The sequence below is a fragment of the Streptomyces sp. NPDC046939 genome (assembly GCF_040644575.1).
In the GTDB taxonomy this organism is placed as follows: Bacteria; Actinomycetota; Actinomycetes; order Streptomycetales; family Streptomycetaceae; genus Streptomyces.
The window spans coordinates 14377-31359 of the sequence record NZ_JBEYWV010000049.1 but is presented as its reverse complement, the minus strand read 5'-3'; the positions used below and the strand labels follow the sequence as shown (position 1 = coordinate 31359).

The 16983-nt window shown below is 72.4% G+C and carries 15 protein-coding genes; 1 reads left to right on the top strand and 14 read right to left on the bottom strand.

The window, feature by feature from the left end; genetic code table 11:
* Positions 1 to 151 precede the first annotated feature (151 nt).
* From ABZ877_RS37150 to ABZ877_RS37120, 7 genes are all read right to left on the bottom strand, one after another.
* The gene (locus ABZ877_RS37150) at positions 152 to 505 is read right to left on the bottom strand and encodes a cytidine deaminase (RefSeq protein WP_361080575.1); all 354 of its coding nucleotides are present in this window, start codon (positions 503 to 505) and stop codon (positions 152 to 154) included.
* Positions 506 to 542: 37 nt separating this feature from the next.
* On the bottom strand, positions 543 to 899 hold the full coding sequence (locus tag ABZ877_RS37145; protein WP_361080573.1) for an MmcQ/YjbR family DNA-binding protein: 357 nt from the start codon (positions 897 to 899) through the stop codon (positions 543 to 545).
* Complete coding sequence (locus tag ABZ877_RS37140) at positions 896 to 2197, bottom strand: hemolysin family protein (protein WP_361080571.1); 1302 nt, start codon at positions 2195 to 2197, stop codon at positions 896 to 898. Before ABZ877_RS37140 ends, ABZ877_RS37145 begins: the two co-directional genes overlap by 4 nt.
* Entirely contained in the window at positions 2194 to 2691 is a 498-nt protein-coding gene (gene ybeY / locus ABZ877_RS37135; RefSeq protein ID WP_361080569.1) for an rRNA maturation RNase YbeY, read from the bottom strand. The genes ABZ877_RS37140 and ybeY overlap by 4 nt, the downstream gene beginning before the upstream one ends.
* A 12-nt stretch (positions 2692 to 2703) precedes the next feature.
* Complete coding sequence (locus tag ABZ877_RS37130; RefSeq protein ID WP_361080567.1) at positions 2704 to 3750, bottom strand: PhoH family protein; 1047 nt, start codon at positions 3748 to 3750, stop codon at positions 2704 to 2706.
* Between the two features lie 446 nt (positions 3751 to 4196).
* On the bottom strand, positions 4197 to 5312 hold the full coding sequence (locus ABZ877_RS37125; protein WP_361080565.1) for a PfkB family carbohydrate kinase: 1116 nt from the start codon (positions 5310 to 5312) through the stop codon (positions 4197 to 4199).
* A 116-nt stretch (positions 5313 to 5428) separates the two neighbouring features.
* The gene (locus tag ABZ877_RS37120) at positions 5429 to 6724 is read right to left on the bottom strand and encodes a glucarate dehydratase family protein (protein ID WP_361080563.1); all 1296 of its coding nucleotides are present in this window, start codon (positions 6722 to 6724) and stop codon (positions 5429 to 5431) included.
* Between the two features lie 365 nt (positions 6725 to 7089).
* Here ABZ877_RS37120 and ABZ877_RS37115 point away from each other — a divergent pair, with 365 nt between their 5' ends.
* Entirely contained in the window at positions 7090 to 8457 is a 1368-nt protein-coding gene (locus tag ABZ877_RS37115) for an MFS transporter (RefSeq protein WP_361080561.1), read from the top strand.
* Here the strand turns inward: ABZ877_RS37115 and ABZ877_RS37110 are convergent.
* The 7 genes from ABZ877_RS37110 to ABZ877_RS37080 all read right to left on the bottom strand — a co-directional run bounded on the left by ABZ877_RS37110 (position 8409) and on the right by ABZ877_RS37080 (position 16915).
* On the bottom strand, positions 8409 to 9440 hold the full coding sequence (locus ABZ877_RS37110) for an adenosine deaminase (RefSeq protein WP_361080559.1): 1032 nt from the start codon (positions 9438 to 9440) through the stop codon (positions 8409 to 8411). The two genes, ABZ877_RS37115 and ABZ877_RS37110, sit on opposite strands and share 49 nt — an antisense overlap.
* Positions 9441 to 9477: 37 nt before the next feature.
* Positions 9478 to 10386 (bottom strand): ribonuclease Z, encoded by a 909-nt coding sequence (locus tag ABZ877_RS37105; RefSeq protein ID WP_361080557.1) that lies wholly within the window; start codon positions 10384 to 10386, stop codon positions 9478 to 9480.
* A 6-nt stretch (positions 10387 to 10392) separates the two neighbouring features.
* Positions 10393 to 10746 carry a histidine triad nucleotide-binding protein gene (locus ABZ877_RS37100; RefSeq protein WP_361080555.1) on the bottom strand — a complete coding sequence of 118 codons (354 nt, stop codon included), beginning with the start codon at positions 10744 to 10746 and terminating at the stop codon, positions 10393 to 10395.
* Between the two features lie 377 nt (positions 10747 to 11123).
* A complete protein-coding gene (locus ABZ877_RS37095) occupies positions 11124 to 14366 on the bottom strand; it encodes a PDZ domain-containing protein (protein WP_361080553.1) in 3243 nt (1080 codons plus the stop codon).
* Between the two features lie 29 nt (positions 14367 to 14395).
* Positions 14396 to 14914, bottom strand: coding sequence for a hypothetical protein (locus ABZ877_RS37090; protein ID WP_361080551.1), 519 nt, complete (start codon positions 14912 to 14914; stop codon positions 14396 to 14398).
* Positions 14915 to 15089: 175 nt separating this feature from the next.
* Positions 15090 to 15845, bottom strand: a complete 756-nt coding sequence (locus ABZ877_RS37085) for a 16S rRNA (uracil(1498)-N(3))-methyltransferase (RefSeq protein ID WP_361080549.1) — start codon at positions 15843 to 15845, stop codon at positions 15090 to 15092.
* Positions 15842 to 16915, bottom strand: coding sequence for a nitronate monooxygenase (locus ABZ877_RS37080; RefSeq protein WP_361080547.1), 1074 nt, complete (start codon positions 16913 to 16915; stop codon positions 15842 to 15844). The genes ABZ877_RS37085 and ABZ877_RS37080 overlap by 4 nt, the downstream gene beginning before the upstream one ends.
* Positions 16916 to 16983: the final 68 nt, after the last annotated feature.

Sequence of the window (16983 nt, the reverse complement as noted above, 5' to 3'; positions counted from 1 at the left end):
CCCAGGGCCCGGCCCGACAGAGGTGTTAAGCCCCGGGCCAAAGGTCCCCGGGCCCCGTCACGGCGCGCCCGGCAACCCCCACCCCTCACCACCACACGGCAGGACCGACGCCCCTGACCTGGCCTGAGGTGACGATCCCCACACCATCACCTCACCCGGCCTGGACGGTGTCCCGCACGGTTCCGTCGGGGCCCGCGAGGAAGACGGGCGTGCCGGAGCCGCCGAGATCGCGCACGGCGGCCACGTCCTCCTCGGGCAGGGCGTCCGCGCCGGAGACGACGGCGGCGGCCTCCAGGGACTGCGCGCCGGACGCGACGGCCATGGCGACGGCCGTCCGCAGCGCGCTCAGCTTCAGCGAGTCGAGGGCGACGGTCCCGGCGACGTACGTACGCCCGGTCTCGTCGCGCACGGCGGCGCCCTCGGGCACACCGTTGCGGGCCCGCGCGGAACGGGCCAGGGTGACGATCTTGCGGTCCTCGGGGCCGAGGTCGGTGCTCTCAGTCATGGGGTGAGCATAAGGAGAACGACCGGCCCGGCGACGCTCAGGGCCGGTCGAGCCGGAGCCGCTCGGCGCGCGGCAGCCCGGCGACGACCAGGTCGTACGAGTCCTCGACGAGCTCCCGCACCAACCGGTCCGGGAGCGCGCCGACGGTCACGGTGTTCCAGTGCCGCTTGTTCATGTGCCAGCCGGGCACGACGACACCCGCGTACTCCTCCCGCAGCCGCACGGCGTCCTCGGGATCGCACTTGAGATTGACGGTGAGGGGTTCCTTGTCCAGAGAGCTCAGCGCGAAAACCTTCCCCAGCACCTTGAAGACGGACGTCTCCGGGTTGAAGGGAAACTCCTCGACCGCCGCGTTGAACGACAGGCACAGGGCGCGCAGCTCCTGGGGCGTCACTCCTCGCCCGCCTCCTTCTCGTCCTCGTCGGGAACGGGCTCCACGAGCACGGTGACGATCTTGTTCCGTCGCCCGGCGGCGGCCTCGGCGGTGAGCCGCAGGCGCCGCTCGTCGGGCAGGGTGACGACGGACGAGGCCCCGGCGATGGGAACGCGCCCCAGCGCCTTGGCGAGCAGCCCGCCGACGGTCTCGACGTCCTCGTCGTCGTACTCCTCGATGCCGTACAGCTCACCGAGGTCCCCGATGTCGAGCCGCGCGGTGACCCGGAAGCGGTCGTCACCCAGCTCCTCGACGGGCGGCAGCTCACGGTCGTACTCGTCGGTGATCTCGCCGACGATCTCCTCGAGGATGTCCTCGATGGTGACGATGCCGGCGGTGCCGCCGTACTCATCGATCACAACAGCGACATGATTACGAAGCTGCTGCATCTCCCGCAGCAGATCCCCGGCGTTCTTCGTGTCGGGAACGAAGGTCGCGGGCCGCATGGCGGTGGAAACCAGCTCGGCCTCGGAATCCCGATTGATATGGGTCTTCCGAACAAGATCCTTCAGATAAACGATGCCCACAACATCATCCTCGCTCTCCCCCACCACCGGAATCCGGGAGAACCCGGACCGGAGGGCGAGCGTGAGAGCCTGCCGGATGGTCTTGTACCGCTCGATGACGACGAGATCGGTACGGGGCACCATGACCTCGCGAACCAGCGTGTCGCCCAGCTCGAAGACGGAGTGCACCATGCGGCGCTCCTCGTCCTCGATGAGGGACTCCGCCTCGGCGAGGTCGACCATGGCCCGCAGCTCGGCCTCGGAGGCGAAGGGCCCGCGCCGGAACCCCTTGCCGGGCGTGAGGGCGTTGCCGATGAGGATGAGCAGCGGCGGAATGGGCCCCATGACACGGGCGAGCGGCAGCAGCACATAGGCGGCCGCGGTGGCGGTGTTGAGCGGATGCTGCCGCCCGATGGTCCGGGGCGAGACCCCGACCGCCACGTAGGACACCAGCACCATCACACCGATGGCGACGAGCAACGCCTGCCACGTGGCGGCGAACTCCTCAAGACACGCATAGGTGACAAGAGCGGCAGCGGCCATCTCGCACGCGACACGCACCAGCAACGCGACGTTGAGGTAACGCGTCGGGTCGGCGGCGACCTGCGCCAGTTTGGCGCTGCCGCGCCGCCCGGACCGTACGGCCTCGTCGGCGCGGAAACTGGAGGTGCGGGCGATACCGGCCTCGGCGCACGCGGCGAGCCAGGCGACGACGACCAGTGCGACGGCCCCGGCGATCAACGAGAAGCTCATGACACGGTCGGCGCCGGAGACGGCCCGCTCAACCCCTTCTCGGCACGCCAGCCGTCCACGATGGCGGCCTGGAGCCCGAACATCTCGGCCTTCTCGTCAGGCTCCTCGTGGTCGTAGCCGAGCAGATGCAGCACTCCATGAACGGTCAGAAGCTGAAGCTCCTCGTCCATGGAGTGCCGCGTAGGAGCCTCGGCACCCTGCCGCGTGGCGACCTCGGGGCACAGCACGATGTCACCGAGCAGCCCCTGGGGCGGCTCGTCGTCGTCCTTCATGGGCGGCCGCAGCTCGTCCATGGGGAAGGACATGACATCGGTCGGCCCCGGCAGGTCCATCCACTGGACGTGCAGTTGCTCCATGGCGTCGGCGTCCACGACGATCACCGAGAGCTCGGAGAGCGGGTGGATACGCATCCGCGCGAGCGCGTAGCGGGCGATGTCGAGGATCGCCTGCTCGTCGACCTCGGTTCCGGACTCGTTGTTGACGTCGATCGACATGGGGCTCTCGAACTACTTTCCTTGGGTCCCTCTGGAGGAGCGGCCCTTGTGGGTGCCGTTCTCCGTACCGTTCTCGGTGTCGTACTTCTCGTACGCGTCGACGATACGGCCGACCAGCTTGTGCCGGACGACATCCTGGGACGACAGCCGCGAGAAGTGCACGTCGTCGACGCCGTCGAGGATGTCCTGCACCTGCCGCAGCCCGCTCTTCGTGCCACCGGGCAGGTCGACCTGCGTCACGTCACCGGTGATGACGATCTTCGAGTCGAACCCGAGCCGAGTGAGGAACATCTTCATCTGCTCGGGGCTTGTGTTCTGGGCCTCGTCGAGAATGATGAAGGCGTCATTCAGGGTCCGCCCACGCATGTAGGCGAGCGGCGCCACCTCGATGGTCCCCGCGGCCATCAACCGCGGAATGGAGTCCGGGTCGAGCATGTCGTGCAGGGCGTCGTAGAGAGGCCGCAGATAAGGATCGATCTTCTCGTACAGCGTCCCCGGCAAAAACCCGAGCCGCTCCCCGGCCTCCACCGCAGGCCGCGTCAGAATGATGCGATTGACCTGCTTGGACTGGAGCGCCTGCACGGCCTTCGCCATGGCCAGATACGTCTTGCCGGTACCGGCGGGCCCGATCCCGAAGACGATGGTGTGCTTGTCGATGGCGTCGACGTACCGCTTCTGATTGAGCGTCTTCGGCCGGATCGTGCGCCCACGCGACGACAGGATGTTCTGCGTGAGCACCTGCGCCGGAGTCTCACTCCCATCCCCCTGACCACTCTCCGTGGCCTTCAACATGGCGATGGACCGCTCCACGGCGTCCTCTGTCATCGGTGCCCCTGTCCTCAGGACCAGCATCATCTCGTCGAACAGGCGCTGCACCAAGGCCACTTCCCCCGGCCGCCCCGTCGCGCTGATCTCATTGCCCCGGACATGAATATCGGCCTCCGGGAAAGCCTCCTCGATCACACGCAACAAAGCATCACCGGAGCCCAGAACCTCGACCATCGGGTGCTTGGCCGGGACGGTGAACTGCGCACGTGCGCTGGATGGTGTCTGCGTCATGGGCGGGCTCTGAGGGCCGCATTCTCCTTGTGACAGCCGATGTCTGATGTGCGTCCCAGCGTACGACGCTCCGCTCGGTGACCCGAAGTGTTTTCGCGCCGCTGCTCATCGGGGGGCCGGGTTTTCATCGGCCCCCTTCCATCGTGCGCCCGGCGCTGCGGCCCAGCCCCGGGGCTCTGCCCCGGACCCCGCTCCTCAATCGCCGGAGGGGCTTAAACGGGCGATATGGGTAAGCCGATGGTCGGCGGGAGGGGGCGGTCGGGGTATGTGCGCGCGCAGCACTCGCGCACGCGGTGAGGGCAGCCGAAGAGAGCGGCGATGCCATCAAGATGGCGAGCACGGACATGCCCCGGGCGCCCCCGTACCCACCCACACACCTGTCGGATCGAAACGGATGGCCGCCAGGAGACCCCAGACGGCCACCCTCCATTCAAGCGTTCAAGCGTTCACGCCGACCGCCCGAACCCGATCGTCGGCACCGCCCGCCGCAACGGCCACGGCCGCCCGACATCAGGCAGCAACGGCTCCAGGAACGCATACCGCTCAAGCGCCGCAGGATCCTGCTCACCCCGCTCCTCGATCGCATGGATCTGCCGCCACCAGGCCGCCACCTCCGCCCACCCGGGCGCCGACAACGACCCCCCGAACTCCTGCACGGACAGCGCCGCGGTGAGCCCCGCGAACGCGAGCCGGTCCGCCAGCGGCCACCCCGCCAGCGTCCCGGTCACGAACCCGGCGACGAAGACGTCCCCCGCCCCGGTCGGATCCAGCGCCTCGACCTCGATGGCCGGCACGGACGCGGTCTCACCGGTCCGCCCGTCGACGGCGTACGCCCCCTCCGACCCGAGCGTGACGACGGCCAGCGGCACGTACTCCGTCAGCGCGTGCGCCGCGTCCCGGGGACACGACGTACGGGTGTACCGCATGGCCTCCTCCGCGTTGGGCAGGAACGCCTCGCACGACCGCAGATCGTGGAGCGCCGAGAGATCCCACCGCCCGGTCTCGTCCCACCCGACGTCCGCGAAGATCCGCGTCCCGTTCCGCGCCGCCTCCCCCACCCAGGCCGCCTCGACCCCCGGCACGAGCGAGGCGACGGCGGCCCGGGCCCGCGGCGGGCACCGGGGCGCGGGCTCCTCCGGCGGCGGCTCGTGCCCGTGGCTGACCATGGTGCGTTCGCCTTCGTACGCCATGGAGACGGTGACGGGCGAGTGCCAGCCGGGCACGGACCGCGAGTAGCTCAGGTCGATCCCCTCGCCCCGCTCCAGCGTGTCCCAGCAGTACTCCCCGTAGTGGTCGTCCCCGAACGCGGCGGCGAGCGACGTCCGCAGCCCGAGCCGCGCGAGCGCCGCCGCCATGTTGGCGACGCCGCCGGGGCTCGACCCCATGCCGCGCGCCCAGGACTCGGTGCCGCGCACGGGCGCGCTGTCGAGCCCGGTGAAGACGATGTCGAGGAAGACGGTGCCGGTGAGGTACACGTCGCAGTCGGGGTCGCCGGGCGCGCGAAGGGCCGCGAGAGGGTCCGTGTGCGCCGTTTCGGGCCGGGCCGGTTCGGGGTGGGTCACGTCCTTCTCCCCTGCAGAGGTACGGGTCCGGCCAGTGTGCCCGAAGCCACCCGCCACCTGGGCGGTTGACATGGTCCCGAACCCGGCCCGGGTCACCCCTCCCCCCCCCGCCGTGGCTACCAGCGCGGGACGGCCGGCGTGACCCACTCCGGGTCGAGCACCCGCATGGCCGCCGCGTCGTCCCGGTCCCGCAGCGCGGCGAACCGTTCGTCGAGCCACCGTTCGTGCAGGACCCGCACCTTGTCCGGGTCGAGCTCGACACCGAGTCCGGGCGCGTCGGTGACGGCGACGCGCCCACCGTCGAAGGAGAGCCGCTCGGTGAGCACGTCCTCGGACTGCCACGGGTAGTGCGAGTCACACGCATGATGCAGGTCGGGCACGGTGGCGGCGACGTGTGTCATGGCGGCGAGGCTGATGCCGAGATGGGTGTTGGAGTGCATGGAGATGCCGACGCCCCATGTACGACAGACAGCGGCGAGCGCCTGCGTGTTGCGCAGCCCGCCCCAGTAGTGGTGATCGGACAGCACCACCTGAACGGCACCACGACGAAACGCTTCCGCGACCTCCCCAAAAGTGGTCACACACATGTTGGTGGCGAGCGGCACTCCCGCCCGGGCGGCGACCTCGGCCATGGCGGGCGTCCCGAGCGCGGGGTCCTCCAGATACTCCAGGACGTCCCGCAGCTCGTCGGCGACCTTGAGCGAGGTCTCGACGGACCAGGCCCCGTTGGGGTCGAGCCGCAGCGGCTTCCCGGGGAACGCCTCGGCCAGGGCCCGTACAGCGGCGATCTCCTCCTCCGGGGGGAAGCATCCGCCCTTGAGCTTGAAGGACTGGAACCCGTACCGCTCGTGGAAGAGCCGGGCCTGTGCGACGACCCCGGCGGGATCGAGCGCGGCCCCCCAGTCGTCGGGCTCGCCCCCGGCGTCCTCCGGGTGGGTGGCGTACTTGTAGAAGAGGTAGGCGCTGTACTCGACGGAGTCCCGCACCTTCCCTCCGAGCAGCGCGTGCACGGGCAGCCCCACCGCTTTGCCGAGCGCGTCGAGGCAGGCGACCTCAAACCCGGAGACGACGGAGAGCCGCAGCTTGTCGGCGGTCTGGACGCCGCGCAGCCCGCCGACGTCGACCTGGTGGCTGACGCGTGAGCCGTCGACGGCGACGGTGTCGGCGAGACCGAACAGCCCGTTCACATCACTGACCGACCGCCCGACGATCCGCTCGGCGAGGGGCCGGGCCAGCTCCAGGTACTTGGCGTCCCCGTAGGTCTCGCCGACGCCGGTGACACCGTCCGCGGTGGTGACCTCGACGATGAGCCGGGGCGTGTAGGGCTGGTGCAGCCCTTGCGTGTTCAGCAGCGGCGGATCCGCGACGAGGATCGGCGTGAGACGGACGTCGGCGATGGTGAGGTCGGTCATCGGGCGGCTCCTGCGTCGACGGGCGCGCGGACGACATCCCCCTACGTGGATGCTGTCCACACATGTGACTGGAGCCTACGAAGCGGCGAGACGGCCAGTCAACGGCACCAAAAAGCAGCGCCCGGACGGAAAGCCACCGCAACTACCCCCGCCCCCCATCCCCAAACCGAATGTGCCGCAGCTCACACAGCCCCGACTTCTTCCAACACCCCGCCCCTTGATACAAATTGGCCGCGCCCCAACGTCCCCGGTTCGGTCCCGTTCGCAAAGACGTCGCGCCCCCAACCCCCTCCCCATACCACCCCCTTGCCCAAAACCGGCCCAGCGCGGCGGCCTCGGCAGGGGGTCCGTCCACAGGACTGCCCGTGTCTTCGCGCGCTCCCCGGCCCGCACTGATCGCCCTCTTCACGGCCGGCTATCTCGCTGCATACCTGCTCCCCACCGTCGTCGGCCGCCTCGCCGACAGCCTGCGGCTTTCCCCGACCCAGGCGGGCCTGATCGGCAGCGCGCTGCTGCTCAGCTCCGCCGGCGCGGGCTTCACGCTCGCGGCCCGCGTCGAACGGATCGGCGCCCGCCGCGCCGCCCGCGCGGGCCTCCTCCTCGCGACCGCCGGCTACGGCACGGCGGCGCTCTCCACCTCCCTCCCGCTGGTCGTCGCGGGTGCGATGATCGGCGGCTTCGGCTCGGGCACGGCGACGGCGGTCGCCGCCACCGGGATCGCCGCGCAGAAGGACCCGCACCGCGCGTCCACGCTCGGTCTGCTGAGCGTCTCGGCGCTCGCGGGCGCCCTGTATCTGTCGATCCCACGGATCAGCCCGACGGGCCACGCCCTGCCGTTCGCGGCGCTCGCGCTCACGGCGCTCGCGGTGTGGCCGGCGACCCGCCGCCTGTCGGACCCCGCGAACGAGGACACCGTCCCCACCCACACCCACGCGGACCCGGCGGCCCCCAAGTCCCCGCTCCCCCACGCCCGTTCCGGCGCGGCGCTCGCCGCCGTCATCGTCTGCTGGTCGATGGCGCAGAACTCGCTGTGGGGCGTGAGCAGCCGCATCGGCACCGTCCAGGCGGGCCTCAGCGAGGTCACCGTGGGCAGTGTCTTCGCGATCGCCCTCGGCGCGGGCCTGCTCGGCGTGGTCGGCGCGGGCGCGCTCGGCACCCGTATGGGCCGCGCGCTGCCCATCGGCGCCGGTACGGCGGCCATCGCCTGCTGCATCGCGGTGAGCGCCCGCGCCGAGGGACTGGCCACCTTCGCGACGGGCGAGATCGCCTGGAACACCCTCTACCCGGTGGTGCTCTCCTACCTGCTGGGCCTCGCCGCTTCCCTCGACCCGCGGGGCCGCTGGGCGGTCCTGGTCGGCTCGGCGTCCTCGCTCGGCACGGCGTGCGGCCCGCTGGTGGGCAGCTCGCTGTCGCAGGCGGTCGGCTTCCCGGCGATGGGCGCGGCACTGGCGACCGTACTGCTCCTGCTCGCGGTGCCGCTTACGGCGGTGGCCCTGCACACCGGCGGACGCCCGCTGTTCGCGGGCGCGGCCCGGCGCCGCAGCGGCGCCCCGGTCGGCGCGACAGTCCCGCCGTCGGGCCTGCTCGAACAGCCGGTGGTCGAGGTGGAGCTGCACCCGCTGGAGACGCCCGCCGCCACCGTCCACACCAGGGACGAGTTCACGACGGCGGGCCCGGACGGGCTTCAGCCCGAGATGTCGTCCAGCGGATACGCCTCGACCTCGGCGAGATAGCGGGCGCGCCGCGCCTCGTCCTCCGCGCTGCCGTCGAGGAAGGACGCCACGAACGAGTTGCGGGCCAGCTCCCGCACCCGTTCGTGGTCCAGCGCCAGCGCCTCGTGGACGGCGTGGAAGGTGTCGCCGACGTAGCCGCCGAAGTAGGCGGGGTCGTCGGAGTTGACGGTGCACAGCAGCCCGGCGTCCATCATCTTGACGAGCGGATGCTCCTCCAGGACGTCGATGGCGCGCAGCCGCACGTTGGACAGCGGGCAGAGCGTCAGCGGAATCCGGTCCCGTACGAGGCGGGCGACCAGCTCCGGGTCCTCCAGGGACCGCAGCCCGTGGTCGACGCGCTCGACGCCCAGCACATCGAGGGCCTCCCACACGTACGACGGATCGCCCTCCTCCCCCGCGTGCGCGACCTTCCGCAGACCCAGCGCGCCCGCGGCCTCGTACACCTCACGGAACTTGGACGCGGGGTTGCCGACCTCGGCGGAGTCGAGGCCGACGCCCACGATCCGGTCCAGGTACGGCTTCGCCGCCTCCAGGGTCTCCATCGCCGACTCGGCGGACTGGTCGCGCAGGAAGCACATGATCAGCTTGGTGGAGATCCCGTGCCGCTCCTCGCTGCGCGCGAGCGCCCGGTGCAGCCCCTCGATCACGGTGCCGATGGCGACGCCGCGCGCGGTGTGCGCCTGCGGGTCGAAGAAGATCTCGGCGTGGCGGACGCCCTGCTCGGCGGCGCGCGCGAGATAGGCGTCGGCGAGCGCCTCGAAGTCGTCCTCCGTGATGAGGACGGCCATCAGCTCGTAGTAGAGGTTCAGGAAGGACTGGAGGTCGTCGAAGAGGTAGGCCTTGCGCAGGGCCTCGGTGTCGGCGTACGGCAGGGTGATGCCGTTGCGGTCGGCGAGGGCGAAGGCCAGCTCGGGTTCGAGGGTGCCTTCGATGTGGAGGTGGAGCTCGGCCTTGGGGATGCGTGCGAGTGGTGCGAGGGACATCCGAGCATCGTACGCATCCCCTGAGGGTTCCCCGAGGTCAGCGGCGTTTCGGCACCGGTACGCGGTCCAGGTCGCGGGCGACGGTCAGCTCGCCGTCGAACCCCGTGGCCCGCGCCTGCCGCGCGAACTCCTCGGGGTCGGTGTAGCGCTGGCTGAAGTGCGTGAGGACGAGATGGCGCACGCCGCCGTCGCGCGCGACCCGGGCGGCCTGCCCGGCGGTGAGGTGCCCGTGATCGGAGGCGAGCCGCTCGTCCTCGTCGAGGAAGGTCGACTCGATGACGAGCAGATCGCACCCCTCGGCCAGCTCGGTCACGCCGTCGCACAACCGGGTGTCCATGACGAACGCGACACGCTGCCCGCGCCGCACCTCGCTGACGTCGTCGAGCGTGACGTCGCCGATCCGCCCCTCGCGCTGGATCCGGCCCACGTCCGGCCCGGCGATCCCGTGCGCGGCGAGCCGCTCGGGCAGCATGCGGCGGCCGTCCGGCTCGACCAGGCGGTAGCCGTACGACTCGACGGGGTGGGAAAGGCGGCGCGCGTCGAGCCGGTAGGCGGGGGTGTCGGCCAGCACCGCGCCCTCCCCGCTGACCGGCTCCTCCGCGATGTCGACGGTCTCGCGGTACGCGGTCGAGTACCGCAGCCGGTCGAAGAACCGCTGGCCGGAGGCCGGGTAGTGGGCGGTCACCGGGTGCGGTACGCGGTCCAGGTTGATGCGCTGGATGACACCGGCGAGGCCGAGCGAGTGGTCACCGTGGAAGTGGGTGACGCAGATCCGGTTCAGGTCGTGCGCGGCGACCCCGGCGCGCAGCATCTGGCGCTGCGTGCCCTCGCCGGGGTCGAAGAGGATGCCTTCGCTGTCCCAGCGCAGCAGGTAGCCGTTGTGGTTGCGGTGGCGTGTCGGCACCTGGCTTGCGGTGCCGAGCACGACGAACTCCCGTACGGACACGAGGCGTTATCCGGGGGGCCACTGGAGGCCGCGGCCGCCCAGGACGTGGACGTGCGCGTGGAAGACGGTCTGGCCCGCGCCGCTGCCCGTGTTGAACACCAGGCGGTAGCTGTCCAGCTTCTCGTCCTTCGCGACCTCGCCGGCCTCGCGGAGCACGTCCGCGGCGACCTCCGGTGCGGCGGCGGCCAGGGAGGCGGCGTCCGGGTGGTGGAGGCGCGGGATGACCAGGACGTGCGTCGGGGCCTGGGGGTTGATGTCCCGGAACGCGACGGTGGTCTCCGTCTCGCGGACCAGGGTGGCGGGTACGTCCCCCGCGACGATCTTGCAGAACAGGCAGTCCGCCTGGGGTTCGCCGGTCACGACGGGTCTCCTTCTACGGGTCGTCTCATACGGCGGCATGCTATCGATCAGCCCCGCGTAAGCCTCTACGAGGTTGGGGCTCGAGTGCGGCTCGCGTGATGCCTGCCCGCACAGTTCCCCGCGCCCCTCAGCGTCTGCCCCCATCGCGCCGACCTCGGGTGCGGGTCACGTCGTGGTTGCTCGCGCAGTTCCCCGCGCCCCTGAGGGGCGCACTTCGTGCGCCGTCTCAGGGGGCGCAGGCTCGGGGGAGGCGCGGCGAAGCCGCGGCCTCCAGGGGCGCGGGGAACTGCGCGACCAGCCACGACGGCGGGCCACCCGGCGACGCGCCAACACACGGCAGACGCCACCCGCAACGCACCGCACCCCGCACCGATCCGTCACCCCGCAGACGGACCCGGCAGCGGCGGAGCCGATTTCGCTGGGGTTTCCTCCAAGCCCGCCAGCGCCAAGCGAACCGCCTCGTCCAGCTGCGGGTCACGCCCCGCCGCGGCGTCCTGGGGCGTGACGACGACCTCCACATCCGGGTCGACGCCATGGTTCTCGACGCCCCAACCCGCCCCCTCCATCCAGGTCGCATACTTCGGCTGGGTGACGAGCGTCCCGTCGACGAGCCGATACCGGCTGTCGATCCCGATGACGCCGCCCCAGGTCCGTACGCCCACGACGGGCCCGATCCCGAGCGCCTTGATCGCCGCGGTGACGATGTCGCCGTCGGAGCCGGAGAACTCGTCGGCGACGGCGACGACGGGCCCCCGGGGCGCGTCCATCGGGTAGCTGAAGGGCCGGCTGCCGCGCGGTACGTCCCAGCCGACGACGCGCCGGGCGAGTTTCTCCACGACGAGCTGGGACGTGTGCCCGCCCCGGTTCTCGCGGATGTCGACGACAAGCCCTTCGTGGGCGACCTCGACGGCGAAGTCGCGGTGGATCTGGGCCCAGCCGGGCGCCTGCATGTCGGGCACGTGGAGGTACCCGAGCCGCCCGCCCGAGCACGAGTCGACGTAGGCGCGCCGGTCGGCGACCCACGCGTGGTACCGGAGGGGTTCCTCGTCGGCGACGGGCACGATGACGACGTGGCGGGGGTCGCCGCCGCCCGCCGGGGACACAGTCAGTTCGACGGGCTGTCCGGCCGTCCCGACGAGCAGCGGCGCGGGCCCCGTCACGGGGTCGACGGGCCGCCCGCCGACCGCCAGGATCGCGTCCCCGGCGCGCACGGCGACGCCGGGCGCGGTGAGCGGGGAGCGGGCGCGCGGGTCGGAGGTCTCCGAGGGCAGCACGCGGTCGACGACCCACCGGTGCGTGCCGTCGGGCCCGTCGGTGTGCCGGGAGATGTCGGCCCCGAGGAGCCCTTGCCGGCGCGCGGCGGAGCCGCCCCCGCCACCGGGGACGACGTAAGCGTGGGACGTCCCCAGTTCGCCCTGCACCTCCCACAGCAGGTCGACGAGGTCGTCGTGCGTGGCGATCTGGTCGAGCAGCGGCCGGTACCGGTCGAGGACCCCGTCCCAGTCGACCCCGTCCATGTCGGGCCGCCAGAAGTTGTCCCGCATGAGGCGTCCGGCCTCGTCGTACATCTGGCGCCATTCGGCGGCGGGTTCGACGCGCTGGCTGATCCGGGCGAGGTCGACGGTGATGTGGGTGTCGCTGTCGTCGTCGTGGGAGGGTCGCCGGTCGCTGGGTACGACCTTGAGCGCCTCGCCGGTCCACAGGAGGACCCGTTTGCCGTCGCCGGTGACCTCGAAGTGGTCGGCGTCGGAGCCGATCTCCTCGACGCGCTGCTGTACGAGGTCGTAGCGCTCGAGGCGGGTCTTGGGGTCGGGGTCTGCGCGGTCGGCGCGGGTGTCGCCGAGGACGCCGCGCACGGGGTGGCGCAGCCAGAGGACGCCGTCCTTGGCGGTCCGCAGCGTCGAGTAGCGGGCGGCCTCGACGGGGAAGGGCACGATCCGGTCGGCGAGCCCCTCGATGTCGACGCGGGTGACGGGCGTGCCCTCGCTGTCGGGCGTCTCGGAGCCGGGCGCGTCGCCCGTGTCGAAGGGGCGGCCGTGCCGCTGCGGTCCGAACGGCGAGGGTGTCGTCGCGGCGAGCGCGAGCAGATGCGGCCGGGAGCCGCTCACGAACGCGAGGTCGAAGGCGTGCTCGTCGTAGACGGGGTCGAAGGAGCGGGCGGAGAGGAACACCAGGTGCTTGCCGTCGAGGGTGAACGCGGGCGCGTAGTCCCGGAACCGGGGCGGGGTCGCCTCGGTGACGGCGAGGTCGGCGGTGTTGGCGAGCTTGAGCTGGCGCAGGCTGTGCGGTCCGGGGTGGGACCAGGCGAGCCAGGCGGAGTCGGGCGAGAAGGCGAGCCCGGTGGCGTGCCCGTCCTCGCTGCGGTCGACCTCGCGGACGTCGCCGGTGTCCCGTTCGACGAGCAGGATCCGTCCGTCGTGCGCGGCGACGGCGACGCGCCCGCCGTCCGGCGCGACGGTCAGCCCGAGGACGCGGCCGAGCCGCCCGGCCCCGAGCCGGCGCGGGGTGGCGCCGGGCGCGGCGCCGGTGGCGGGGGCGAACTCCAGGGCGTCGTCGCCCTCGGCGTCGGTCACCCACACGACGTGTTCCTCGCCGTCGACGCGGAAGGTGTGCGGCAGGCGGGCCCGTACGCCCGGCTCGGCCGCGAGGGCGCGGGCCGGGCCGCCGCGGTGGGTCACCCAGTGCACGGCCCCGCGCACGGAGACGGCGCTGCCGCGCCCGGTGTGGTCGGGCGAGGCGGCCCCGAACCAGTGGGCGGCGTCGACGGGGCGCGGCTGGAGGCGTGCGCGCTGTCCGCCGAGCCGCACGTCGACCGGGCGGGGTTCGGCCCCGTCCAGGTCGTCGACGAGCCACAGCCGCCCGGCGCTCGCGTAGGTGACGCGGGTGCCGTCGGTCGCGGCGTGCCGCGCGTAGAAGCCGTCGAGGGGGGTGTGGCGGCGCAGGTCGGAGCCGTCGGGCAGGGAGGAGTACAGCGCGCCCGTGCCCTCGTGGTCGCAGAGGAAGGCGACCCGGCCGCCGACCCACATCGGGTGCTCGATGTTCCCGGCGAGGTCGGTGTGGAGCCGGACGAAGTCGCCGCCGCCGTCCCGGTCGATCCACAGCTTGCCCGCGGTGCCGCCCCGGTACCGCTTCCAGTACGCGGCCTCGCGGCCCATCGGCGCGGAGACCAGGAGCACGGCGGAGTCCGGCCCGTACGCGACCCCGCCGACGGGCCCGTACGGCAGGATCTCGGCGGGGCCGCCGTCGAGCGGCACGGCGCGCGCCCAGCTCCGGCGCGCCGTGGCCTGTCCGTGCGTGCTGACGGCGAGGACCCGCCCGTCCGGGGTCCAGCCGCGCACGCCGGTGGTCCAACTGCCCCAGTAGGTGAGGCGGTCGGCCGCTCCGCCGTCGAGCGGCGCGACGTGCACCTCGGGCGCGCCGTCGCGCCGTGACGTCCAGGCGACCGTCGTGCCGTCCGGGGAGATCCGCGGGTGGTTCACGGGTACGTCGTCGGCGCTGACGCGCCAGGCGCGGCCGCCGTCGAGGGGCGCGGCCCACACGTCGTTCTCGGCGGTGAAGACCACCGTCTCGCCGTGCGGGTGCGGGAACCGGAGGTAGGCAGGGCTCGTCACCCGGCCCACTCTATGGGCCGGTCAGCGCTCGTTGCGGGTCATTTGCCCTGGAAGCACGAGCAGTTGGGGTCGGGGACCTTGACCGTCTGCGTCACGGTCTCGGTCACCGTGCGCGTCGCCCCCGGCTGGGGGGAGTGCGGCGCCGGCTGCTGCGGCTGCGGCTTGTTCGACGGCTTGGTGTACGAGTACGTGGGCCTGGAGCTGTTCGACGCGGCGCAGTTGCCGAGGACCTGGAGGCGGAACCACACCTTGTCGTCGACCCGCGCGATCGTGGTGCCGCGCACGCACTTGCCGGGCACGACCCCGTAGATCCATCCCTCGATCCTGATGTCCTTGCCGTCCCGGGTCCGGCCCCGGCAGTCGACCTTGACCTCGTCCGGCGTCGAACCTGCGGACGGGGAACGGCCGCTGTACGCCGCCGTGCAACTGATCCAGGACACCTGGGCGTGCGTCCGGTTCAACTCCGCGGTGGCCTGGGCGTCGGTGGTGGCGGCGACGTCGACCGTGTTCAGGTCGCCGTCGACCGGCTGGCACGCGACGGCCCCGCCCACCACCACGGCCGCAATACCGCCTACGGCGAGCAGTCGCGCGGGCCGCGACCGCCGCCGCGGCCCCGGGGCCCGTAACCGTCGCACATCCCTACTGATCCGCCTCATATCCCCCATGGACGGCAGAATGCCACCGGCTCCCCCGCGCGGGTAGAGCCGTTGCAGCCAGGGTTGCGCGCGCCTCTCAGCCCCAGCGTCCCGTGCGGCCGAGCAGCAGCGCGACGGCCGCCGTCCCGGCCGTCGAGGTCCGCAGCACACTGCGTCCGAGCCGGTACGGGCGCGCTCCCGCCTGCGCGAACACGGCCAGCTCCTCCGGCGACACCCCGCCCTCCGGACCCACGACCAGCACGATCTCACCGTCCGTCGGCAGCTCCGCCGAGGCGAGGGCGGTGCTCGGCGCGTCCCGGTCCTCGTGCAGGACGACGGCCAGATCCGCGTCGGCGAGCAGCGCCGCGACCTCCTTGGTGGACGCCGCCCCCGTGGTCTCGGGGAGCTCCGGGAAGCGGACCCGGCGCGACTGCTTGCCCGCCTCGCGCGCGGTGGCCCGCCACTTGTTCAGCGCCTTCGTCCCGCGCTCGCCCCGCCACTGCGTGACGCAGCGCGACGCCGCCCACGGCACGATCGCGTCGACGCCCGTCTCCGTCATCGTCTCCACGGCCAGCTCCCCGCGGTCGCCCTTGGGCAGCGCCTGCACGACGGTGATCCGGGGCCGCTCGACGGGCTCGGACCTGACCGGCCCCACCTCCACGACCAGCCGGTCCTTGCCCTCGGCCGCCGCGACGACGCCCTCGCTCCACTCCCCGCGCCCGTCCGTGAGGACCAGCGCCTCACCGGCCCGCAGCCGCTTCACGGAGACGGCGTGCCGCCCTTCCGCGCCGTCGAGCACGTACGTGCAGTCGCCCGGCACCGGTCCTTCGACCACGAACACCGGGGCGGTCACACGCCACCCCGCTGCCCCAGCGCGGCCTCGGCGGCGCCCAGTTCGGCGGCGAGGACCTCGACGAGCTGCCCGGCCGGCAGCTCACGGGCGAGGCGGTGGCCCTGGCCCGCCCACAGCGCCATGGCCTGCGGGTCACCCGCCTTCGCGGCGGCCTTGCGCACGGGTGACGTCATGTGGTGGACCTCCGGGTACGCGGCGGGCGCGTACGGTCCGTGCTCGCGCATGAAGCGGTTGACGAGCCCGCGCGCGGGCCGCCCGGAGAACGCCCGGGTCAGCTCGGTGCGGGTGAACAGCGGATCGGTCATGGCCTGTTTGTGGAGCGCGGGCGCGCCCGACTCGGGGGTCACCAGGAACGCGGTGCCGAGCTGGGCGAAATCGGCGCCGGCCGCGAGCACGGCGGCGATCTGGGCGCCGCGCATGATGCCGCCCGCCGCGACGATCGGGAGCGGGACCGCTTCCCGTACCTGCGCGATCAACGCGAGGAGGCCGATGCCGCTGCCGTCCGCCTCGGGGTTGTCGCGGTGGGTGCCCTGGTGGCCGCCCGCCTCGATGCCCTGCACGCAGACGGCGTCGGCGCCGGAGCGCTGTGCGGCGAGCGCCTCGTCGACGGTCGTCACGGTGACGGCGGTACGGGTGCCGGCCTTGCGCAGCGCGTCCACGACCTCGCGGACCGGGCAGCCGAACGTGAAGGTGACCAGCGGCACCGGGTCGTCGAGGAGGATGGCGAGCTTGGCGTCGTAGCCGTCGTCACGGCCGCTGTCGGGGTCGCCGAGCGGCGTCTCGTACCAGCGGGCCTCACCGGCGAGCTGATGGCGGTAGACGTCGACCGCCGCCGGGTCGGCGAGGTCGGGCTGCGGCATGAACAGATTGACCCCGAACGGCCGCGCCGTCAGCCCCCGCACCTGTTTGATCTCCTGGTACATCCCGTCCGCCGTCTTGTACCCGGCGGCGAGGAACCCGAGGCCGCCCGCCTCGGACACGGCCGCGGCGAGCGCGGGCGAGGACCCGCCGCCCGCCATGGGGGCCTGCACGATCGGACAGGGGCAGAGATCGGTCAGAGCGGAGGACATGACGGCATCGTGCCACGGACGCGTCCGGCGACCGAATCGGCGTTTCCGCCTGGCATGTGCCACCCCGC